Genomic DNA, 15,380 nt, shown 5'->3' on the forward strand with positions numbered 1-15,380 from the left:
AAACTAAACTACCCCAACGCTTGTTTCAGGTCGTTAATCAGGTCTTCTTCATCCTCAATGCCTACACTTAATCTAATTAATGAATCCACAACCCCGGTTTTTACCCTGTCTTCTTTTGGAATAGAAGCGTGAGTCATAGTAGCAGGGTGACCAGCTAAAGATTCTACACCACCAAGCGATTCGGCTAAAGTAAAGACTTTAAGCTTTTCAAGAAGACTTGTTGCACTTTGTAAAGTGTCTTCTTTTGTGGTAAAAGAGATCATTCCGCCGAAACCTTTCATTTGTTTTTTTGCAATATCGTGGTTTGGATGATCTTCAAACCCCGGCCAGTAAACTTTTCCTACTTTTGGATGTGATCTCAGAAATTTCGCAACCGCTTCCCCATTTTCACAATGCCGCTGCATTCTAAGATGCAACGTTTTTATTCCGCGCAACACCAGAAAACTATCTTGAGGGCCGCAAATTGCACCGCTGGCTTTCTGGATAAAATATAGTTTTTCAGCTAATTTTTCATCTTTTACAACTAATCCGCCCAAAACTACATCACTATGGCCGCCTAAATATTTTGTAGCGCTGTGCATCACAATATCGGCCCCGAGATCTAAAGGTTGCTGGAGATAAGGAGTAGCGAAAGTATTATCTACCGCAAGCAGTAAGTTATGTGTTTTGGCTATTTTAGAAACCGCTTCAATATCAATAATATTCATCATTGGATTGGTGGGTGTTTCAATCCAAAGCAATTTCGTGTTTTCGTTGATGTATTTTTCAACATTGCCAGTCTCATTCATTCCAATAAAATGAAATTTAATCCCCATATTTTCAAAAATGGAAGTAAACAACCTATAAGATCCACCATAAAGATCGTTGGTAGAAATTATTTCATCACCGGGCTTAAAAAGCTTCATTACTGCATCAATGGCAGCAAGTCCGGAACCAAAACCTAATCCGAATTTCCCATTTTCTAAACTAGCCAAAGATTTTTCTAAAACAGAACGGGTTGGATTTCCGCTTCGAGAATATTCAAAACCTTTATGGCCACCCGGCGTACTTTGTGAATACGTGGTAGTCTGATAGATAGGCGGCATTACAGATCCGTAAGCAGGATCTATACTCTCCTGTCCTCCATGTATGGTTTTAGTATTAAATTTCATAATTCTTGCGTTTGTAGCAAATGTAGCGTGCTCATTGTCTTTAAGCAAAATAGGTTTATCTTTATTCGAGTATTTAACAGCCTTTTATATGTCTCAAAAAATCTTTCCCCTTCTAATTATTTTCTTAATATTCACTTCCTGTCGGGACGAAAAATCTGAAGCCGGCGTAAAACAGGTTAAGGGTGATACCGAAGCGCTGAGTTTTTACGAAGAAAGTTTTTTGCCTAAAGATTTTGAAGCCTGTAAAACCGAAAAATGCCCTAAAATAAGGGTGAATTATTTAAAATTCAGGGAAGACCGGGAGGCAGCGACAGAAATGAATAGCTACAACCAGGAGAGCCTAATCAAAATTTTTAATAATACTGAAGTAGCTTCTGAAGCTGAAAATGTAAAGGCTGCGGTTAGTGAATTTATCCAGGATTTTCAGAGTTTTAAAAGGGATTTCCCAGAATCTCAAGCCGAATATGAAGTTGAAATCTCCCAATCGGTATTAAGTCAGACGAAAAAATTATTGGTTCTGGAAACAAATTTCTACCTGTTTACCGGTGGGGCGCACGGTTACGGTGCCACGCGTTATGCTAATTATGATATTACTTCAGGCGAATTACTTTACAAAAACGATTTATTTTCAGATTTAAAGGCTTTTACTGAATTTGCTGAAAAAGAATTCAGAAAGAAATATGAGATTCCGGAAGGAGAAAATATAAATTCCAACGGATTTTTCTTTGAAAAGGATAAATTTACGCTTCCGGAGAATATAGCCGTTACCAAAAACAGGGTGATTTTGGTATATAATCGTTATGAAGCCGCGAGTTATGCTGAAGGGGAATTAAAACTGTCTTTTCCGAAGAATAAAGTAAGCGAATGGCTTAACTACTAATAAAAAATAGCTATGAAAAAAGTATATCATCTCTCTACCTGCAATACCTGCCAAAAGATATTAAAGGAACTGGAATTTCCAGATTCGTTTAAAATTCAGGATATAAAAGAAGAAGAAATTACTGCAGAACAGCTGGAAGAAATGAAAGCGCTCGCCGGAAGTTATGAAGCACTGTTTAGCCGAAGAGCACGTCTTTACCGCGAAAGGGAACTCAATAAAAAAGAACTTTCAGAAAGCGATATTAAAGAATTAATTTTAGATCATTACACTTTCCTGAAAAGACCGGTAATTATTAATAATGATGAAATTTTTATAGGAAATTCAAAGAAAACCGTCGCGGCGGCCAAAGCAGCGGTTCATGGATAACAAACGTATTTTGGCCATTTTTGCGGCCATTGGCGCAAGTGCGATCTACGGACTAAACCATACGATTGCCAAAGGAGTAATGCCAACTTATATTGAACCTTTCGGGTTTATTTTTTTACGGGTTTTTGGCGCCGCTGTTCTATTCTGGGGAATTAGTTTCCTGGGCCCAAAAGAAAAAATTGCAACTTCTGACTGGCCAAGAATTTTAGGTTGTGCCGTTTTTGGAATGGTCATTAATATGTTGTTTTTCTTTAAAGGTTTAAGCCTTTCCACGCCTATAAACAGTTCGGTTATTGTTACACTTTCGCCGGTTATGGTGCTAATCCTTGCTTCCGTTCTCATTAGAGAAAAAATTACTTTGCTAAAAACCCTCGGAATAATCGTTGGTTTGGCTGGTGCTTTAGTTTTGGTGCTGTTTAGTGCCGATAGCACCGGTAACGCCCCCAATATTCCTATGGGTAACGTACTTTTTATTGTAAATGCATTCAGTTACGGACTTTACCTCATTCTGGTAAAACCACTTACCGCAAAATATCACGCATTTACCTTAATGAAATGGCTGTTTCTAATAGGTGTAATTATCAATTTCCCGATAACTATTGGAGAATTTACCGATGTAAACTGGACGAGCTTACCTTTTGATGCACTGTGGAAAATGGCCTTTGTGGTTGTAGGAACCACTTTCGCTACTTATTTGCTAAATATCTATGCGCTAAAACAACTTTCGGCATCTACCATTAGTGTGTTTATTTATATGCAACCGCTTATTGCGATTACCTATGCGATTTTAACCGGTGCAGATCAACTTAATATGGTAAAAGTAGTGGCAGCAATCCTGGTATTTGTAGGAGTTTACATGGTAACCAAAAAGAAAACCGAAATACGGGCCTAAATTTTAATCTTCCAGCTTATCAGCCAGTTGCTTTAGAAAATTTTTATTCTGCTTTATTGCGGAAAGTGTTACCGTGTAAGTGTTCACCTTTCCAATTGCCGGAAAACTCAGTTTATCTTTCGCGATTGAGTTCGCCAGGAGTATCTGAAAATAGTTATATGTCAATATAAATTGCTGAAGGAAATTGGTTCTCTTTTTTTGAAAACCCAGTTTTTCAGCGGTCCTTTCGTTTAGAATATAGCTTGTTCCCTCAAGGGTAATTTCATCAGCTTCATTTTCATTAAAGGATTCTGAAAGATTTAAAAGACCTAAAATATATTGCTTTAAGATAAATCTTATACGTTGCTTTCCATTCCAGTTTCTGTCTATTACATAATAGTAATCGAATAAAGTTCCACCGTGAATAATGATCTTTCCATTCTTGTCTTTTTCAGTAATAAAAAGTGGAGAATAGTATATCAATTTGTCCTGCTTTTTTCCCTGTGGCGTATCGATAAACGGCGCCAGGATAGAAAGAATTAATGGAGCAGCAAACAACGGAAGGAAATACCATTCCAGAATTAATGCAATAACTACAAATCCCAAAAACATCAAAAAAGCAAGCCCGGAAAATCTAAGGATTTCCCGGGTTTGTTCTTTTTCTGGTTTTATGTAGAAACTATGTTTTTCGATGGGGGAATTTAAGCAATTCCGAAGAAGAAGTATCTAAAATCCCAACTTTTCCGGCTCCAAATGCTGTGGCCGCTTTCCAAATCTTCTGGTATCTTCTTTGGTTAAGATCTTAAAATCTTCGGTATGATCTAAACTGTCCAAATTATCACGAAGAGCTTTAGGTAGTTTTGTAAGTTTTCTTTCCTTTAAATCTATCCACGCCCCCATCATTTCACAACTGGCAAAATTCCGGCCTTTTTCATCATAAAAATTATGCAGAAATTCAAAATACATGCCATCTTCAGCAAGTCCTTTTAATTGTAAAGTCACTTTAATTGGCTTGCCGGCAAAAACTTCTTTAAAATAATAAATATGCTCATAAAAAACCACCGGCCCAATATTATTTTTTGCCAGTTCTTTCTGTCCAAAACCGTTTTCCATTAAAAAAGCCATCCTTGTATGGCTCATAAAATTTACATAAGCCGTATTGGCCAAATGCCTGTTCGCATCTATATCACTCCAGCGTATTTCAAATTCTTTGGTATACATTCTCTCTATTTTTTTAATAAAATTAAGCATAAATATTATGCACGCATAATTATTTTAAAACTTTACATCCTTAACTTTGCGTGATATGCCTATAATTAAAACTGAATATAACGCTCCAGGGATTTTTAAAAACGCGCATGTTTCCAGTATTTATGCGGCAACTTTACGAAAAGTAAGCTATAGTTTTACCGCTAAAGATCGTATAGAATTAAGCGATGGAGATTTCCTGGATTTGGAACGTAATTTTTATTCCTCCAAAAACAACAAAATCGTAATTTTGCTTCACGGCCTTGCCGGAAATGCCAATCGCCCTTATATGCTGGGAATGGCAAAGCAATTTCAAAAGAACGGTTGGGATGTAGCTTCCATGAATTTTAGGAGTTGCAGTGGAGAAATGAACCGACTTTATCGCAGTTACCACGCGGGTGCTACTGAAGATTTGGAAGCGGTGATAAACCATCTTCAGCAGAAAAATAAGTATAAGGAAATCGGTTTGGTTGGTTTTAGTTTAGGTGGCAATTTAATGCTGAAATATTTAGGCGAACAAAACAATCTTCCCTCAGAAATTAAATCAGCGGTGGCAATTTCTACACCTTGTGATCTTGGTGCCTCTTTGGAAGAACTCAATAAAACTCATAATTTCCTGTATTCAAAACGCTTTATAAAAAACCTTAAAAAGGAATTACAACTTCGGCAAACGCATTTTCCTTCAGAAATTAGTAAAGAAGAAATTACGCAGTGCAATTCGCTACTTGCCATAGATGAACTTTACACCAGCAGGGCGCATGGTTTTAAAAATGCTTCAGATTATTATAAAAAATGTAGTTGCATAGGATTTCTACCTGATATTAAAATTCCCGCACTTCTGCTCAACGCGCAAAACGATACTTTTCTTTCTCCAAATTCCTATCCGGTAGCAGTGGCAAAAAATTCAAAATTTTTACATCTGGAAATTCCAAAATACGGTGGTCACGTCGGGTTTTTTCAGCGCAAAAAGCCTTATTATCACGAACAGCGTGCGTTGGAATTTATAACCGAAAGCAAATCAATAAATTCAGAATCTATAAAATAGGCTTTGGCCGGCTTTGCCCTGCTAGAGAATTGATTATCTTTGCGCAAGCTTAAAAATCACACATGATTCAGTCAATGACCGGTTTTGGGAAAAGCATAACGCAGCTCCCATCAAAAAAAGTAACCGTGGAGATCAAGTCGCTAAACAGCAAGAACCTTGATGTAAACGCACGAATTCCTTCGCAATACCGCGAAAAAGAACTTCAACTAAGAAATACAATTTCTAAATCGCTTACCCGCGGAAAAGTGGATTTTTCCGTTTACGTGGAGGTCACCGGAGAGGAAACTACTGCCTCTGTAAACAGGGGCGTTGTAAAAAATTATATGCAACAACTAAAAAGTATTGTTGACGGTGACGAAACCGAGTTGCTGAAAATGGCCGTAAGAATGCCAGATGCAGTTACTACCGAAAGAGATGAAATTGACGAATCTGAATTTAAGGCGATTGAAGCAGCGGTTCTTGAAGCCCTGGAAGAGATCAACCAGTTTAGAACAGACGAAGGAGAGGCTCTGGAAAAAGACCTAAAACTTCGGGTGAACAATATTGAAGCCTTACTACAGGAAGTGCTTAGGATCGATCCGGAACGGGTTGATGCGGTAAAGGAACGCCTGCGCAAAGGAGTGGCCGATCTTAAAGAGAATGTAGACGAAAACCGTTTTGAACAGGAATTGGTTTACTACATCGAAAAATTTGACATTACAGAAGAAAAAGTAAGACTGGAAAACCACCTTGCTTATTTTAACGAAAGCATAAATTCTCAAGATTCCAACGGAAGAAAACTCGGTTTTATTTCCCAGGAAATGGGCCGTGAGATCAATACAATTGGCAGTAAATCTAACTATGCACCTATGCAACAACTTGTGGTACAAATGAAGGACGAGCTGGAAAAAATTAAAGAACAACTTTTAAACGTACTCTAAATGAGCGATGGTAAACTTATCGTATTCTCGGCGCCTTCAGGATCGGGAAAAACCACGATAGTCCAACATTTATTAAAGCACAAAGAATTAGACCTTGAGTTTTCGATCTCTGCCACTTCGCGTGAGCCAAGAGGCGAGGAAAAAGACGGACAGCATTATTACTTTCTTTCTTTAGAGGACTTTAAGAAGAAGATAAAAAACGACGAATTCCTGGAATGGGAAGAGGTTTATCGTGATAATTTCTACGGAACTTTAAAAAGTGAAGTAGAACGAATCTGGTCTCACGGGAAAAACGTGATTTTTGATATTGATGTAGTAGGCGGCTTAGATATTAAAAACATCTATCCGGAAAAAACCCTTGCGGTTTTTGTAAAACCTCCAAGTATTGAAGAATTAAAGATACGGTTGAAGAAACGTAAAACAGAAACTGACGATAAAATAAATATGCGTGTAGCAAAGGCTTCTATTGAGCTGGCAACAGCACCACAATTTGATTTTATTATTGAAAATCATCATTTGGGTACTGCGCTGAAGGAAGCTCACGATCTCGTGGCGAGTTATGTTGGCGTAAAAAATTCAGATAAAAATGAATAGGAAAGTCGGTTTGTTTTTTGGGACTTTCAATCCTATACATATCGGTCATCTTATTATCGCCAACCATATGGCCGAATTTTCAGATTTAGATGAAGTTTGGCTGGTGGTTACACCACATAATCCTCATAAAAAGAAAAATACGCTTTTAGAGAATCATCATCGGCTGGAAATGGTTTATAAAGCTTGTGAAGGTTATGAAAATTTGCAGGCTTCTAATGTAGAATTTGGTTTACCGCAGCCTAATTATACCAGCACTACCCTGGCGCATCTTCAGGAAAAATACCCAACCAACAAATTTTGCCCGATTATGGGTGAAGACAACTTGAAAACTTTCCACAAGTGGAAAAATTACGAGGTGATTTTAGAAAATCATCAAATCTATGTGTATCCTAGAATTTCTGGCGGAAAAGTGGAAAATGAGTTTAAAGATCACCCAAAAATCAACCGGATAATGGCGCCGGTGGTAGAAATTTCTTCAACTTTTATTAGAAAAGCGGTTAAAGAAGGGAAGTTTATAAAACCCATGTTGCCCGATGCGGTTTGGGATTATATTAAACTGATGAATTTCTATAAATAGTCTAAATTTTAAAAAACAAAAGACTGTTTAAAAATCTTATGTTAGCCGTTCTGGTTAGCTGATTGAACCTACTTTTTTCATTGTGGAACTACAAGCTATAGGACGTCGTCTGCCCTCAATGTAACAACCTCAAAACTTTAAACAGTCTTTAATCTTTATTTTTTTTCCTGGCGTGGGATTCGTAAAACCTGTCCCGGGAATATTTTATCGGGATCTTTAAGCATTGGTTTATTTGCTTCAAAGATCACTGTATATTTATTGGCATCACCATAATGTTCTTTGGCGATCTTACTTAGATTTTCACCCCGTTCTACCGTATGAAAACCAGATTCTGGTTCTTCAATTTTAACGGCTAACCTGTCGTCAACCTTTGCGATACCTTCAGAATTACCAATTATGAGCACTACTTTTTCGCGAACAGTCTGTGAATCTGCAAGACCGTAAACTATGGCTGTATTTCCTTCAATATCAATAACAGGGTTTTCTACTTTTAGATCCAGCCCTTTTATTGTATTCAGAAGCTTATCAGCAGCTTTTGCATTCTCCTTTCGTAATACTTCTTTCTTCGCTTCACTGATTTCTATATTCTCTTCTTCTTGCTCTTTTTCTTTTCCGAAGATTTTTTCTCCGGTATCTTTTATAAATGAAAATATCCCCATGTTGCTGATTACTAAGTTAGTGAATAGAAAAGTACAAAACGAAAACTGTATTCTCCCCACTCTTAGTCCTAAATTTTTGTTAGATTTTTATCCCGACTTTAAAAGCGGAATGAAATACAAACAAAAACCGCAAACTACAATTGAAATTGTAAGTTTGCGGTTTTCAACTAAATAACCAACCAAAAAAACTAAGAAAATCCATCTTCATTAAAAAGAAGACCTCGTCGTCTATAAAAGAACGCAAAAACTTGGATAGAATTGTAAATTTGCGAAATTTATAGATGTTAAAGTTTTGCCTTCGTTTCTTTGCTTATTCATTAATGTTTTGCTTTATAAACGCAGTCTTTTTAGATATACTTAGAAAATTGCTTATTTTTGAATTACAATAAACCAACCTATGGATAAGTCTCCAAAGTTTGCCGTAATTGGCGGCGGTAGCTGGGCTACTGCAATAGTAAAAATGCTAAGCGAAAATGTAGATACTATTTATTGGTATATGCGCAGCACCTACGCTATTGAGCATATTAAAAGACACGAACATAACCCAAATTACCTTAGCTCGGTTGAATTTGATAACGACCAATTAGAACTAAGCAGTGATATTAATAAAACTGTTGAGGCAGCAGATTATTTAATTTTTGCCATTCCTTCGGCCTTTTTAAAGCGCGAATTAGACGCTCTAACGGTTTCTTTGGAAGACAAGATAATCTTTTCGGCTATTAAAGGAATTGTGCCCGAGAGCAGCCTTATTGTGGGTGAACATTTTGAAGAATTTCACCACGTTCCCGCCGATAATATTGGGGTAATTACCGGGCCCTGCCATGCCGAGGAGGTTGCCCTGGAAAGGCTTTCTTACCTTACCATTGCCTGTACTGACGAGGAAAAGGCTAAAGTCGTGGCTAAAAACCTGGACAGTGAATATATTAAATGTAAAATAAGCGATGATGTAACCGGTACCGAATATGCAGCAATGCTGAAGAATATTTACGCCATTGCAGCAGGAATTGCCCACGGATTAGGTTATGGAGACAACTTCCAGAGCGTGCTAATGAGTAACGCCATTAAAGAAATGAAACGCTTTATTAAAAAAGTGCATAAGATGAAGCGTAACATAAATGATTCAGCTTATTTGGGGGACCTTTTAGTTACAGGATACTCTGTATTTAGCCGAAACCGTATGTTCGGGAATATGATTGGAAAAGGATACACCGTAAAAAGCGCGCAGATGGAAATGAGTATGATTGCTGAAGGTTATTATGCTACTGAAAGTGCCTATAAGATAAATAAAGATAAAGGTGCTAAAACGCCAATTATTAACGCTGTCTATGGCATTCTTTACGAAGGAAAAAACCCTAAAAAAGTAATTAAAAAACTGGCAGAAAAGCTAACTTAATTATTCAGCAAGAATTCCTTTATTCGGAATAATAGGGAGTTCGCGCAAAGCTTTTTCGTTTACGCTGTTTTGCCTGAATACATATTTCTTCTCGTACATTTTACCTTCAGAAAAGAAAGTCACCTGAAACTGGTTATTTAAGGCAAGCACTTCATCCTGGAGGAATTCAATTTTAGCGAAAGATTTTGCAGGAAGTTGCTCAAGTTTATGGCGAATAGTAGAGGTTTCTTTATTTTCATCAAAGCCCTTACTCACAATTAAAGCCATCTCAATAGCTTCATCTTTATCGTTTATAAGATATGCATTCCACTCTTCTACTTTAAAAGCCTCGTTATAGACTTTCACAGCCGCTACATAAACTTTTTCAACCTTTGGTATATCAATGTCTTTCTTCACTAATCTTCAATCTTATTTTTAGCCCATTTAAACAGTCCCCATAAAATAAGTGCGGCAATAACTAATAAAATGGCACCTAAGGCCAGTTCAATTATCTCTACTGCAACTAAAATAATAATTACCCCAAGGGCAAGAATTCCGAAAATGACTAAACCAATTTTTCCCATAAGAATATTATTGTTGCTTTAGCATCCCGGCCAAGGCAGATTAATTAAAACGACGATTTAAACTGCTCCAGGAATCTTAGATCGTTCTCGTAAAACATTCTAATATCGCCTATTTGATAAAGCAACATTGCGATACGTTCTATCCCCATTCCAAAAGCAAATCCCGAGTATTCTTTAGGATCTATATTGCAATTTCTAAGTACATTAGGATCTACCATTCCGCAACCCATAATTTCTAACCAACCGGTTCCTTTAGTAATTCGGTAATCGGTTTCGGTTTCAAGGCCCCAGTAAATATCTACTTCGGCACTTGGCTCGGTAAACGGAAAATAAGAAGGTCTTAATCTAATCTTCGATTTTCCAAAAAGTTGTTCTGTAAAATAAAGCAAAGTTTGCTTAAGATCGGCAAAACTTACGTTTTTATCAATGTAAAGTCCTTCTACCTGGTGAAAAATACAATGGGAACGTGCGGAAATTGCTTCGTTCCTAAAAACCCTTCCAGGAGAAATTGTCCTAATTGGCGGTTTATTATTTTCCATATAACGAACCTGTACAGATGAGGTGTGGGTACGTAATAAAATATCGGGATTTGTCTGAATAAAAAAGGTATCCTGCATATCACGTGCCGGGTGATATTCCGGAAGGTTTAACGCAGTAAAATTATGCCAGTCGTCTTCCATTTCCGGTCCTTCTGAAACATTAAAACCTATGTTGGAAAAGATCTCAATAATCTGATTTTTTACGATAGAAATAGGATGTCTCGCTCCAATCTCTATAGGTTCTCCCGGTCGTGAAAGATCGCCGTAAACTCCGCTTTCTTCCTGTTTACTTTCCAGGATTTCTTTAAGTTCAGCAACTTTAGTTTCCGAAGCTTTTTTAAGCGAATTCACCGCCTGGCCAAATTCCTTTTTTTGCTCGTTAGGCACTTCCTTAAATGAAGCGAAGAAATCGTTTAAAATTCCTTTTTTACCAAGATATTTTATTCTGAACGCTTCTACTTCTTTGGCCGATTCGGTTTTAAAAGCTTCTACTTCAGCAATATGTTGCTTTATTTTATCTATCATGAGATCCTTTTCTTTTCAGAAGGGCAAATTTAATAAAAATGTAGTTTTAGGCAGCACTTGGCACCTTTAATCTATGTATCCGTTATTGATAAAATAATTTACAATAGCTTCCTTCATTAAAACCGATTGTTCACCGGCTTTTAGGGTAGGCAATTGCTCTATGATCCTGTAATGCGGCCAACCTTCTTCGTCAAAATAATCAAATTCATAATAACCGTAAGGTTCCAGTAAACGGCAAATAGCGATATGCATCAAATCTATTTTATGATCTTTTTTAAATTTCTTGTGAGGCTGACCTAATTCCTGAACGCCAATTACATAAATTATCGCATCCAGATCCATTGCTTCTCCATCGGCAAATTGGTTGGAGAGTTTTTTTTGCAAACCATCCCATCTACCTTTCAAATTTTCGTCTCGTGTCATGCCGCAAAGATAATATCTTAGTATTTGAAATTACTGCCTAACGCGACTGATTTCTTCCAATTAATTATACCTAAAGCTTGCCAAAGGTATTTTACTATATTTGAAATATGAATACAGTAGATATCGTCCTAGCCCTAATCCTTCTTTATGGATTTGTTAGAGGATTTTTTAGAGGGCTCCTGGCCGAAATTGCTTCCCTGGTAGGTATTGTAGCCGGTATTTACGGTGCTATTCATTTTTCTCATATTTTAAGTGATTTCTTTTCTGAAAATATGAACTGGGATTCAGAATATGTTAACCTCATCGCTTTCGCAATTACTTTTATACTTATTGTTTTTCTAGTTTCACTTGCCGGAAAGATTTTAACCAAAATGGCCGGTTTTGCCGCTCTGGGTATCGTAAATAAATTGCTAGGTGCTGCTTTCGGCTTAATAAAAATGGGCTTTGTAGCCAGCGTGGTAATTATGTTTTTTGGCGCCACTAATGAAGAAATAGATTTGGTTAGCCAAGAAAGCCTGGAAGAATCAAAATTATACGCTCCTGTAAAAACCATAGCTCCAGCAGTACTTCCTTCTATAATAAGAGAAGCCAAAGAAAGAGATTTGCTAGATGAAAAAAATGATTTCCTCGAAAATGAAAAAGAGGAAGTTTGAAAAGCTTTTTAGTTCGTCATCCTGAACTTGTTTCAGGATCTAAGATCTTAGAAGCTGAAATAAATTCAGCTTGACGAGAATATGACTTCTCAAACTTCCTCTAAAAAATTCTATTCTATAGTTTTAAACCGGTACGTCCAGTCCAAAAAATCTTCTAAAACTATCAGGATTTACTACTTCTCCTTTATTGGCAATAAGTTTAATAGTAATATTCTTTCGTTTAGCTTTGATAGCAAATTCATCTAAAATTTCCAGTACATCATAATCGAGTACCCTGGTTTTTCTTACATCAATAATTACCGTAGAACTATCAGGAATTTCATTTAATTCTCTTAAGATCGCTCCTTTATTAAGGAAAGATAATTCTTCCGCAAGTGTAATCTTATACTGACCATCATTAACATCGTAACCTTCTTTATGCAAGAAGTGAGAGTTCTTGTAGCTATTAATTAAAATAACCCCAATACCTACTGCAAGTCCCAGTCCAATACCCATTAAAAGATCTAAAAACACAACCCCAAGTATGGTAATTATAAAAGGAAGGAATTGTCCTTTTCCTAATTTAAACATTTGCTTAAAGAGTGCCGGTTTAGCCAATTTGTAACCTACTAACAGAAGAACCGCAGCAAGCACAGCCAAAGGAATCATATTCAAAACAGTTGGGATAGCGATAATAGAAATAAGAATTAGAAATCCGTGCATGATGGCAGACAATTTAGTTCTACCTCCAGATTGCATATTGGTAGAACTTCTTACAATTACCTGAGTTACGGGCAAACCACCAATAAGTCCTGAGATCATATTACCGGCTCCCTGAGCATAAAGCTCACGGTTAGTATTTGTAGTTCTTTTTAAAGGATCTAATTTATCTATAGCTTCAACACTCAATAAAGTTTCCAGACTGGCTACAATTGCAATTGTGATTGCAACTACCCAAACTTCAGAATTTACAACTTCAGCCCAGTTAGGCATAGAAAACTGTCCAAAAAATGATGCTGCACTATCTGGTACCGGTACGGTAACCAATTGAAATTCTTGAATTCCAAAAGTTGCACCATCTACAATAACATAGTAAATCACTCCCATTGCAACAGCAACTAAAGGACCTGGAACTATACTAAATATTTTATGTTTCCCCGTAAGTACCTTTTCCCAAAGAAGCATAATTCCTAATGCTACCAAAGTAATTAGAATTGCACCAATGTGAAGGTTATTAGCCAACTTGCTAAATATAGGGCCAACTCCCTGATCTATTGAAAAGATTTCCAGATCACTGGAAAAACCTAATGCATTTGGAATTTGTGAAATTGCAATGGTAATACCAATACCTGCCAACATTCCTTTAATCACGGAAGATGGAAAATAGTACCCGATGATCCCGGCTTTTAAAGCTCCCATGATTATTTGAAGTAAACCAGCTATTACAACGGCAACCAAAAATATTTCATAGCTACCCAGGGATTGAATGGCACTTAAAACAATAACCGCCAAACCGGCAGCAGGACCACTTACCCCAAGTTGGGAATTTGATATACTACCTACAACGATACCTCCAACCATACCAGCAATTAAACCGGAAAATAGTGGGGCTCCACTGGCAAGTGCAATTCCTAAACATAAAGGAATAGCTACGAAAAATACTACAATACTTGCCGGGAAATCTTTATTAAAATGTTTAAACATATAAAACGCTTTACAAAAATTGAGCGCTGAGCTTAAATAAAATTTAAAGCCGTCTCAATGATCTAATTTTTAAAATTGGAATAGAATTTTTCTAACAATCTAAATGAGAATGCCATACATACTGCAGAATTTGCAGAAGTTTGTAAAAATTCAAAAAAAGCTAAATTAGATTAAGCGTTTTTGGGCGGAGGGAAGATTACATCTAAGAATACTACAGGATAACTTTCGGTATAAAAATCACCGGTATAATCCTGTTCCTGAAGAAAATGTATACTGGCGTAATTAGTATGTTGCTCTTCAACATTAAATTCCAGGTTTATCTGGTTTTTTGAAGAACTTTCCTCTTCATTAACATTAAAGGCAAAAGAAACATCTACAGAATTATCTATATAGGCAACTATACTTGGCGTTGCTATAAAAGCGATAAAAATAAATGTTAGTATGTAAGCCAGTCTTTTCACAGCGGCAAAAATAAGAACAAATGCTTCTAATTAACAAGGAATACTCATACTTTAATGTTAAACTAATATCAATTTTTCTTATAGTCGTTTCAGGTTATCATTTTCAATCCAACCCTGGGTGCCGTTAGAAAGCTCTAATTTCACCCATCCCTGGTAATCTTCCAGCACTTTGGCTTTAGTTCCCTCATGCAAGCTAAAAGCGGTCTCAGCTCTTTCAGAAGGTTCATTCTTTACAGCTGCTTCGTCAGAAAAAATAATGGCAAATTGATTATTAAATTGAATTTCCTGCTGATGGAATGCAAAAAATACTGAGATCCCGCCTAGTAAAAATATGAAGATCGCAACTCCAAACAACGTACGCTTTATAAGAGGTTTTCTACTAAAATAATAGAATAAAAAAACCACCACAAAAATTATAGATAAAGCAATTGAAAAATAAGCCCAGGTATTATAAGAAAATGTAGAAAGAAATTGATTAATCCTTTTTTGAAAACCGGTTTCTTCTACCACCGGGATATCATCTATAGTCATGCTACGGGCAAATTCAATATTGTTTTGCACATCCTCATCGGTGGGATCTAATTGCAAAGCTTTCTCGTAATAATAGATACTCGGAGCTACATTATTTAATTTATAATGTGCATTTCCAAGATTATAATAGGTAGCAACAGAAGTTTCTCCATTTTCAAGGATTTCTTCATATTTAGCTATGGCAGTTTCAAAATCATCATTTGCATAGGCTTCATTAGCTTCTTCAAAAAGCGTTGAATTTTGGGCCTGCGTCAAAGCCGAAACAAATACCAGGAAAATTAATACTAGCTTTCTCATA

Annotated in this window: 20 protein-coding genes; 9 read left to right on the top strand and 11 right to left on the bottom strand. The window is 36.6% G+C overall.

The genetic code is table 11. The annotated features are described in order from the left end of the window. Nucleotides 1–8 precede the first annotated feature (8 nt). Nucleotides 9–1,154 carry a trans-sulfuration enzyme family protein gene (locus LB465_RS02060; RefSeq protein WP_317198415.1) on the bottom strand — a complete coding sequence of 382 codons (1,146 nt, stop codon included), beginning with the start codon at nucleotides 1,152–1,154 and terminating at the stop codon, nucleotides 9–11. Between the two features lie 85 nt (nucleotides 1,155–1,239). On the opposite strand from LB465_RS02060, the gene LB465_RS02065 reads away from it, so the two are divergent. From LB465_RS02065 to LB465_RS02075, 3 genes are read left to right on the top strand one after another with little or no spacing between them, the layout of a single operon-like run. Further along, nucleotides 1,240–2,031 (top strand): DUF3298 and DUF4163 domain-containing protein, encoded by a 792-nt coding sequence (locus tag LB465_RS02065; RefSeq protein ID WP_224466446.1) that lies wholly within the window; start codon nucleotides 1,240–1,242, stop codon nucleotides 2,029–2,031. Between the two features lie 12 nt (nucleotides 2,032–2,043). Then, a complete protein-coding gene (locus LB465_RS02070; RefSeq protein WP_224466448.1) occupies nucleotides 2,044–2,397 on the top strand; it encodes an arsenate reductase family protein in 354 nt (117 codons plus the stop codon). Next, nucleotides 2,390–3,289 (top strand): DMT family transporter, encoded by a 900-nt coding sequence (locus LB465_RS02075; RefSeq protein WP_224466450.1) that lies wholly within the window; start codon nucleotides 2,390–2,392, stop codon nucleotides 3,287–3,289. Before LB465_RS02070 ends, LB465_RS02075 begins: the two co-directional genes overlap by 8 nt. 3 nt (nucleotides 3,290–3,292) lie before the next feature. Here LB465_RS02075 and LB465_RS02080 read toward each other — a convergent pair whose 3' ends face one another. Both LB465_RS02080 and LB465_RS02085 read right to left on the bottom strand, forming a co-directional pair. Continuing rightward, nucleotides 3,293–3,880 carry a hypothetical protein gene (locus tag LB465_RS02080; protein ID WP_224466452.1) on the bottom strand — a complete coding sequence of 196 codons (588 nt, stop codon included), beginning with the start codon at nucleotides 3,878–3,880 and terminating at the stop codon, nucleotides 3,293–3,295. A gap of 114 nt (nucleotides 3,881–3,994) precedes the next feature. Further along, nucleotides 3,995–4,519 (bottom strand): acyl-CoA thioesterase, encoded by a 525-nt coding sequence (locus tag LB465_RS02085; protein WP_224466454.1) that lies wholly within the window; start codon nucleotides 4,517–4,519, stop codon nucleotides 3,995–3,997. Nucleotides 4,520–4,574: 55 nt separating this feature from the next. Here LB465_RS02085 and LB465_RS02090 point away from each other — a divergent pair, with 55 nt between their 5' ends. From LB465_RS02090 to nadD, 4 genes are all read left to right on the top strand, one after another. Beyond that, a complete protein-coding gene (locus tag LB465_RS02090) occupies nucleotides 4,575–5,561 on the top strand; it encodes a YheT family hydrolase (RefSeq protein ID WP_224466456.1) in 987 nt (328 codons plus the stop codon). A gap of 62 nt (nucleotides 5,562–5,623) precedes the next feature. Further along, the gene (locus LB465_RS02095) at nucleotides 5,624–6,481 is read left to right on the top strand and encodes a YicC/YloC family endoribonuclease (RefSeq protein WP_224466458.1); all 858 of its coding nucleotides are present in this window, start codon (nucleotides 5,624–5,626) and stop codon (nucleotides 6,479–6,481) included. Continuing rightward, nucleotides 6,482–7,075, top strand: coding sequence for a guanylate kinase (gene gmk, locus LB465_RS02100; protein ID WP_224466461.1), 594 nt, complete (start codon nucleotides 6,482–6,484; stop codon nucleotides 7,073–7,075). It abuts the gene before it with no gap. Further along, a complete protein-coding gene (gene nadD / locus LB465_RS02105; RefSeq protein ID WP_224466463.1) occupies nucleotides 7,068–7,652 on the top strand; it encodes a nicotinate (nicotinamide) nucleotide adenylyltransferase in 585 nt (194 codons plus the stop codon). Before gmk ends, nadD begins: the two co-directional genes overlap by 8 nt. A 155-nt stretch (nucleotides 7,653–7,807) precedes the next feature. On the opposite strand, the gene lysM is transcribed toward nadD, so the two are convergent. Then, nucleotides 7,808–8,311, bottom strand: coding sequence for a peptidoglycan-binding protein LysM (gene lysM / locus LB465_RS02110; protein ID WP_224466465.1), 504 nt, complete (start codon nucleotides 8,309–8,311; stop codon nucleotides 7,808–7,810). 397 nt (nucleotides 8,312–8,708) lie between these two features. Between lysM and LB465_RS02115 the strand changes: the two genes are divergently transcribed. Continuing rightward, nucleotides 8,709–9,704: an NAD(P)H-dependent glycerol-3-phosphate dehydrogenase gene (locus LB465_RS02115; protein ID WP_224466468.1), complete on the top strand. Its 996-nt coding sequence runs from the start codon at nucleotides 8,709–8,711 to the stop codon at nucleotides 9,702–9,704. Here LB465_RS02115 and LB465_RS02120 read toward each other — a convergent pair whose 3' ends face one another. From LB465_RS02120 to LB465_RS02135, 4 genes are all read right to left on the bottom strand, one after another. Next, nucleotides 9,705–10,100 carry a hypothetical protein gene (locus LB465_RS02120; RefSeq protein WP_224466471.1) on the bottom strand — a complete coding sequence of 132 codons (396 nt, stop codon included), beginning with the start codon at nucleotides 10,098–10,100 and terminating at the stop codon, nucleotides 9,705–9,707. Beyond that, complete coding sequence (locus LB465_RS02125; protein ID WP_224466473.1) at nucleotides 10,100–10,267, bottom strand: hypothetical protein; 168 nt, start codon at nucleotides 10,265–10,267, stop codon at nucleotides 10,100–10,102. The genes LB465_RS02120 and LB465_RS02125 overlap by 1 nt, the downstream gene beginning before the upstream one ends. Before the next feature lie 44 nt (nucleotides 10,268–10,311). After that, a complete protein-coding gene (gene pheS, locus LB465_RS02130; RefSeq protein ID WP_224466475.1) occupies nucleotides 10,312–11,331 on the bottom strand; it encodes a phenylalanine--tRNA ligase subunit alpha in 1,020 nt (339 codons plus the stop codon). A gap of 66 nt (nucleotides 11,332–11,397) precedes the next feature. Continuing rightward, nucleotides 11,398–11,754: a hypothetical protein gene (locus tag LB465_RS02135; protein WP_224466477.1), complete on the bottom strand. Its 357-nt coding sequence runs from the start codon at nucleotides 11,752–11,754 to the stop codon at nucleotides 11,398–11,400. A 107-nt stretch (nucleotides 11,755–11,861) separates the two neighbouring features. Between LB465_RS02135 and LB465_RS02140 the strand changes: the two genes are divergently transcribed. Continuing rightward, complete coding sequence (locus tag LB465_RS02140; RefSeq protein ID WP_224466480.1) at nucleotides 11,862–12,407, top strand: CvpA family protein; 546 nt, start codon at nucleotides 11,862–11,864, stop codon at nucleotides 12,405–12,407. A gap of 123 nt (nucleotides 12,408–12,530) precedes the next feature. Here LB465_RS02140 and LB465_RS02145 read toward each other — a convergent pair whose 3' ends face one another. The 3 genes from LB465_RS02145 to LB465_RS02155 all read right to left on the bottom strand — a co-directional run bounded on the left by LB465_RS02145 (nucleotide 12,531) and on the right by LB465_RS02155 (nucleotide 15,379). After that, nucleotides 12,531–14,090: a SulP family inorganic anion transporter gene (locus LB465_RS02145; RefSeq protein ID WP_224466482.1), complete on the bottom strand. Its 1,560-nt coding sequence runs from the start codon at nucleotides 14,088–14,090 to the stop codon at nucleotides 12,531–12,533. Nucleotides 14,091–14,260: 170 nt separating this feature from the next. Next, complete coding sequence (locus LB465_RS02150; RefSeq protein ID WP_224466484.1) at nucleotides 14,261–14,551, bottom strand: hypothetical protein; 291 nt, start codon at nucleotides 14,549–14,551, stop codon at nucleotides 14,261–14,263. Between the two features lie 78 nt (nucleotides 14,552–14,629). Continuing rightward, complete coding sequence (locus tag LB465_RS02155; protein WP_224466486.1) at nucleotides 14,630–15,379, bottom strand: tetratricopeptide repeat protein; 750 nt, start codon at nucleotides 15,377–15,379, stop codon at nucleotides 14,630–14,632. Between the last annotated feature and the right edge of the window lies 1 nt (nucleotide 15,380).

It is taken from the genome of Salegentibacter lacus, from assembly GCF_020164555.1.
GTDB lineage: Bacteria > Bacteroidota > Bacteroidia > Flavobacteriales > Flavobacteriaceae > Salegentibacter > Salegentibacter lacus.

Excerpts from the sequence above, each read along its gene's own strand:
- LB465_RS02065 (WP_224466446.1), top strand. The coding sequence starts at position 1,240 with ATGTCTCAAAAAATCTTTCCCCTTCTAATTATTTTCTTAATATTCACT.
- LB465_RS02070 (WP_224466448.1), top strand. The coding sequence starts at position 2,044 with ATGAAAAAAGTATATCATCTCTCTACCTGCAATACCTGCCAAAAGATA.
- LB465_RS02075 (WP_224466450.1), top strand. The coding sequence starts at position 2,390 with ATGGATAACAAACGTATTTTGGCCATTTTTGCGGCCATTGGCGCAAGT.
- LB465_RS02080 (WP_224466452.1), bottom strand. The coding sequence starts at position 3,880 with ATGTTTTTGGGATTTGTAGTTATTGCATTAATTCTGGAATGGTATTTC.
- LB465_RS02085 (WP_224466454.1), bottom strand. The coding sequence starts at position 4,519 with ATGCTTAATTTTATTAAAAAAATAGAGAGAATGTATACCAAAGAATTT.
- LB465_RS02090 (WP_224466456.1), top strand. The coding sequence starts at position 4,575 with ATGCCTATAATTAAAACTGAATATAACGCTCCAGGGATTTTTAAAAAC.
- LB465_RS02095 (WP_224466458.1), top strand. The coding sequence starts at position 5,624 with ATGATTCAGTCAATGACCGGTTTTGGGAAAAGCATAACGCAGCTCCCA.
- gmk (WP_224466461.1), top strand. The coding sequence starts at position 6,482 with ATGAGCGATGGTAAACTTATCGTATTCTCGGCGCCTTCAGGATCGGGA.
- nadD (WP_224466463.1), top strand. The coding sequence starts at position 7,068 with ATGAATAGGAAAGTCGGTTTGTTTTTTGGGACTTTCAATCCTATACAT.
- lysM (WP_224466465.1), bottom strand. The coding sequence starts at position 8,311 with ATGGGGATATTTTCATTTATAAAAGATACCGGAGAAAAAATCTTCGGA.
- LB465_RS02115 (WP_224466468.1), top strand. The coding sequence starts at position 8,709 with ATGGATAAGTCTCCAAAGTTTGCCGTAATTGGCGGCGGTAGCTGGGCT.
- LB465_RS02125 (WP_224466473.1), bottom strand. The coding sequence starts at position 10,267 with ATGGGAAAAATTGGTTTAGTCATTTTCGGAATTCTTGCCCTTGGGGTA.
- pheS (WP_224466475.1), bottom strand. The coding sequence starts at position 11,331 with ATGATAGATAAAATAAAGCAACATATTGCTGAAGTAGAAGCTTTTAAA.
- LB465_RS02135 (WP_224466477.1), bottom strand. The coding sequence starts at position 11,754 with ATGACACGAGACGAAAATTTGAAAGGTAGATGGGATGGTTTGCAAAAA.
- LB465_RS02140 (WP_224466480.1), top strand. The coding sequence starts at position 11,862 with ATGAATACAGTAGATATCGTCCTAGCCCTAATCCTTCTTTATGGATTT.
- LB465_RS02145 (WP_224466482.1), bottom strand. The coding sequence starts at position 14,090 with ATGTTTAAACATTTTAATAAAGATTTCCCGGCAAGTATTGTAGTATTT.
- LB465_RS02155 (WP_224466486.1), bottom strand. The coding sequence starts at position 15,379 with ATGAGAAAGCTAGTATTAATTTTCCTGGTATTTGTTTCGGCTTTGACG.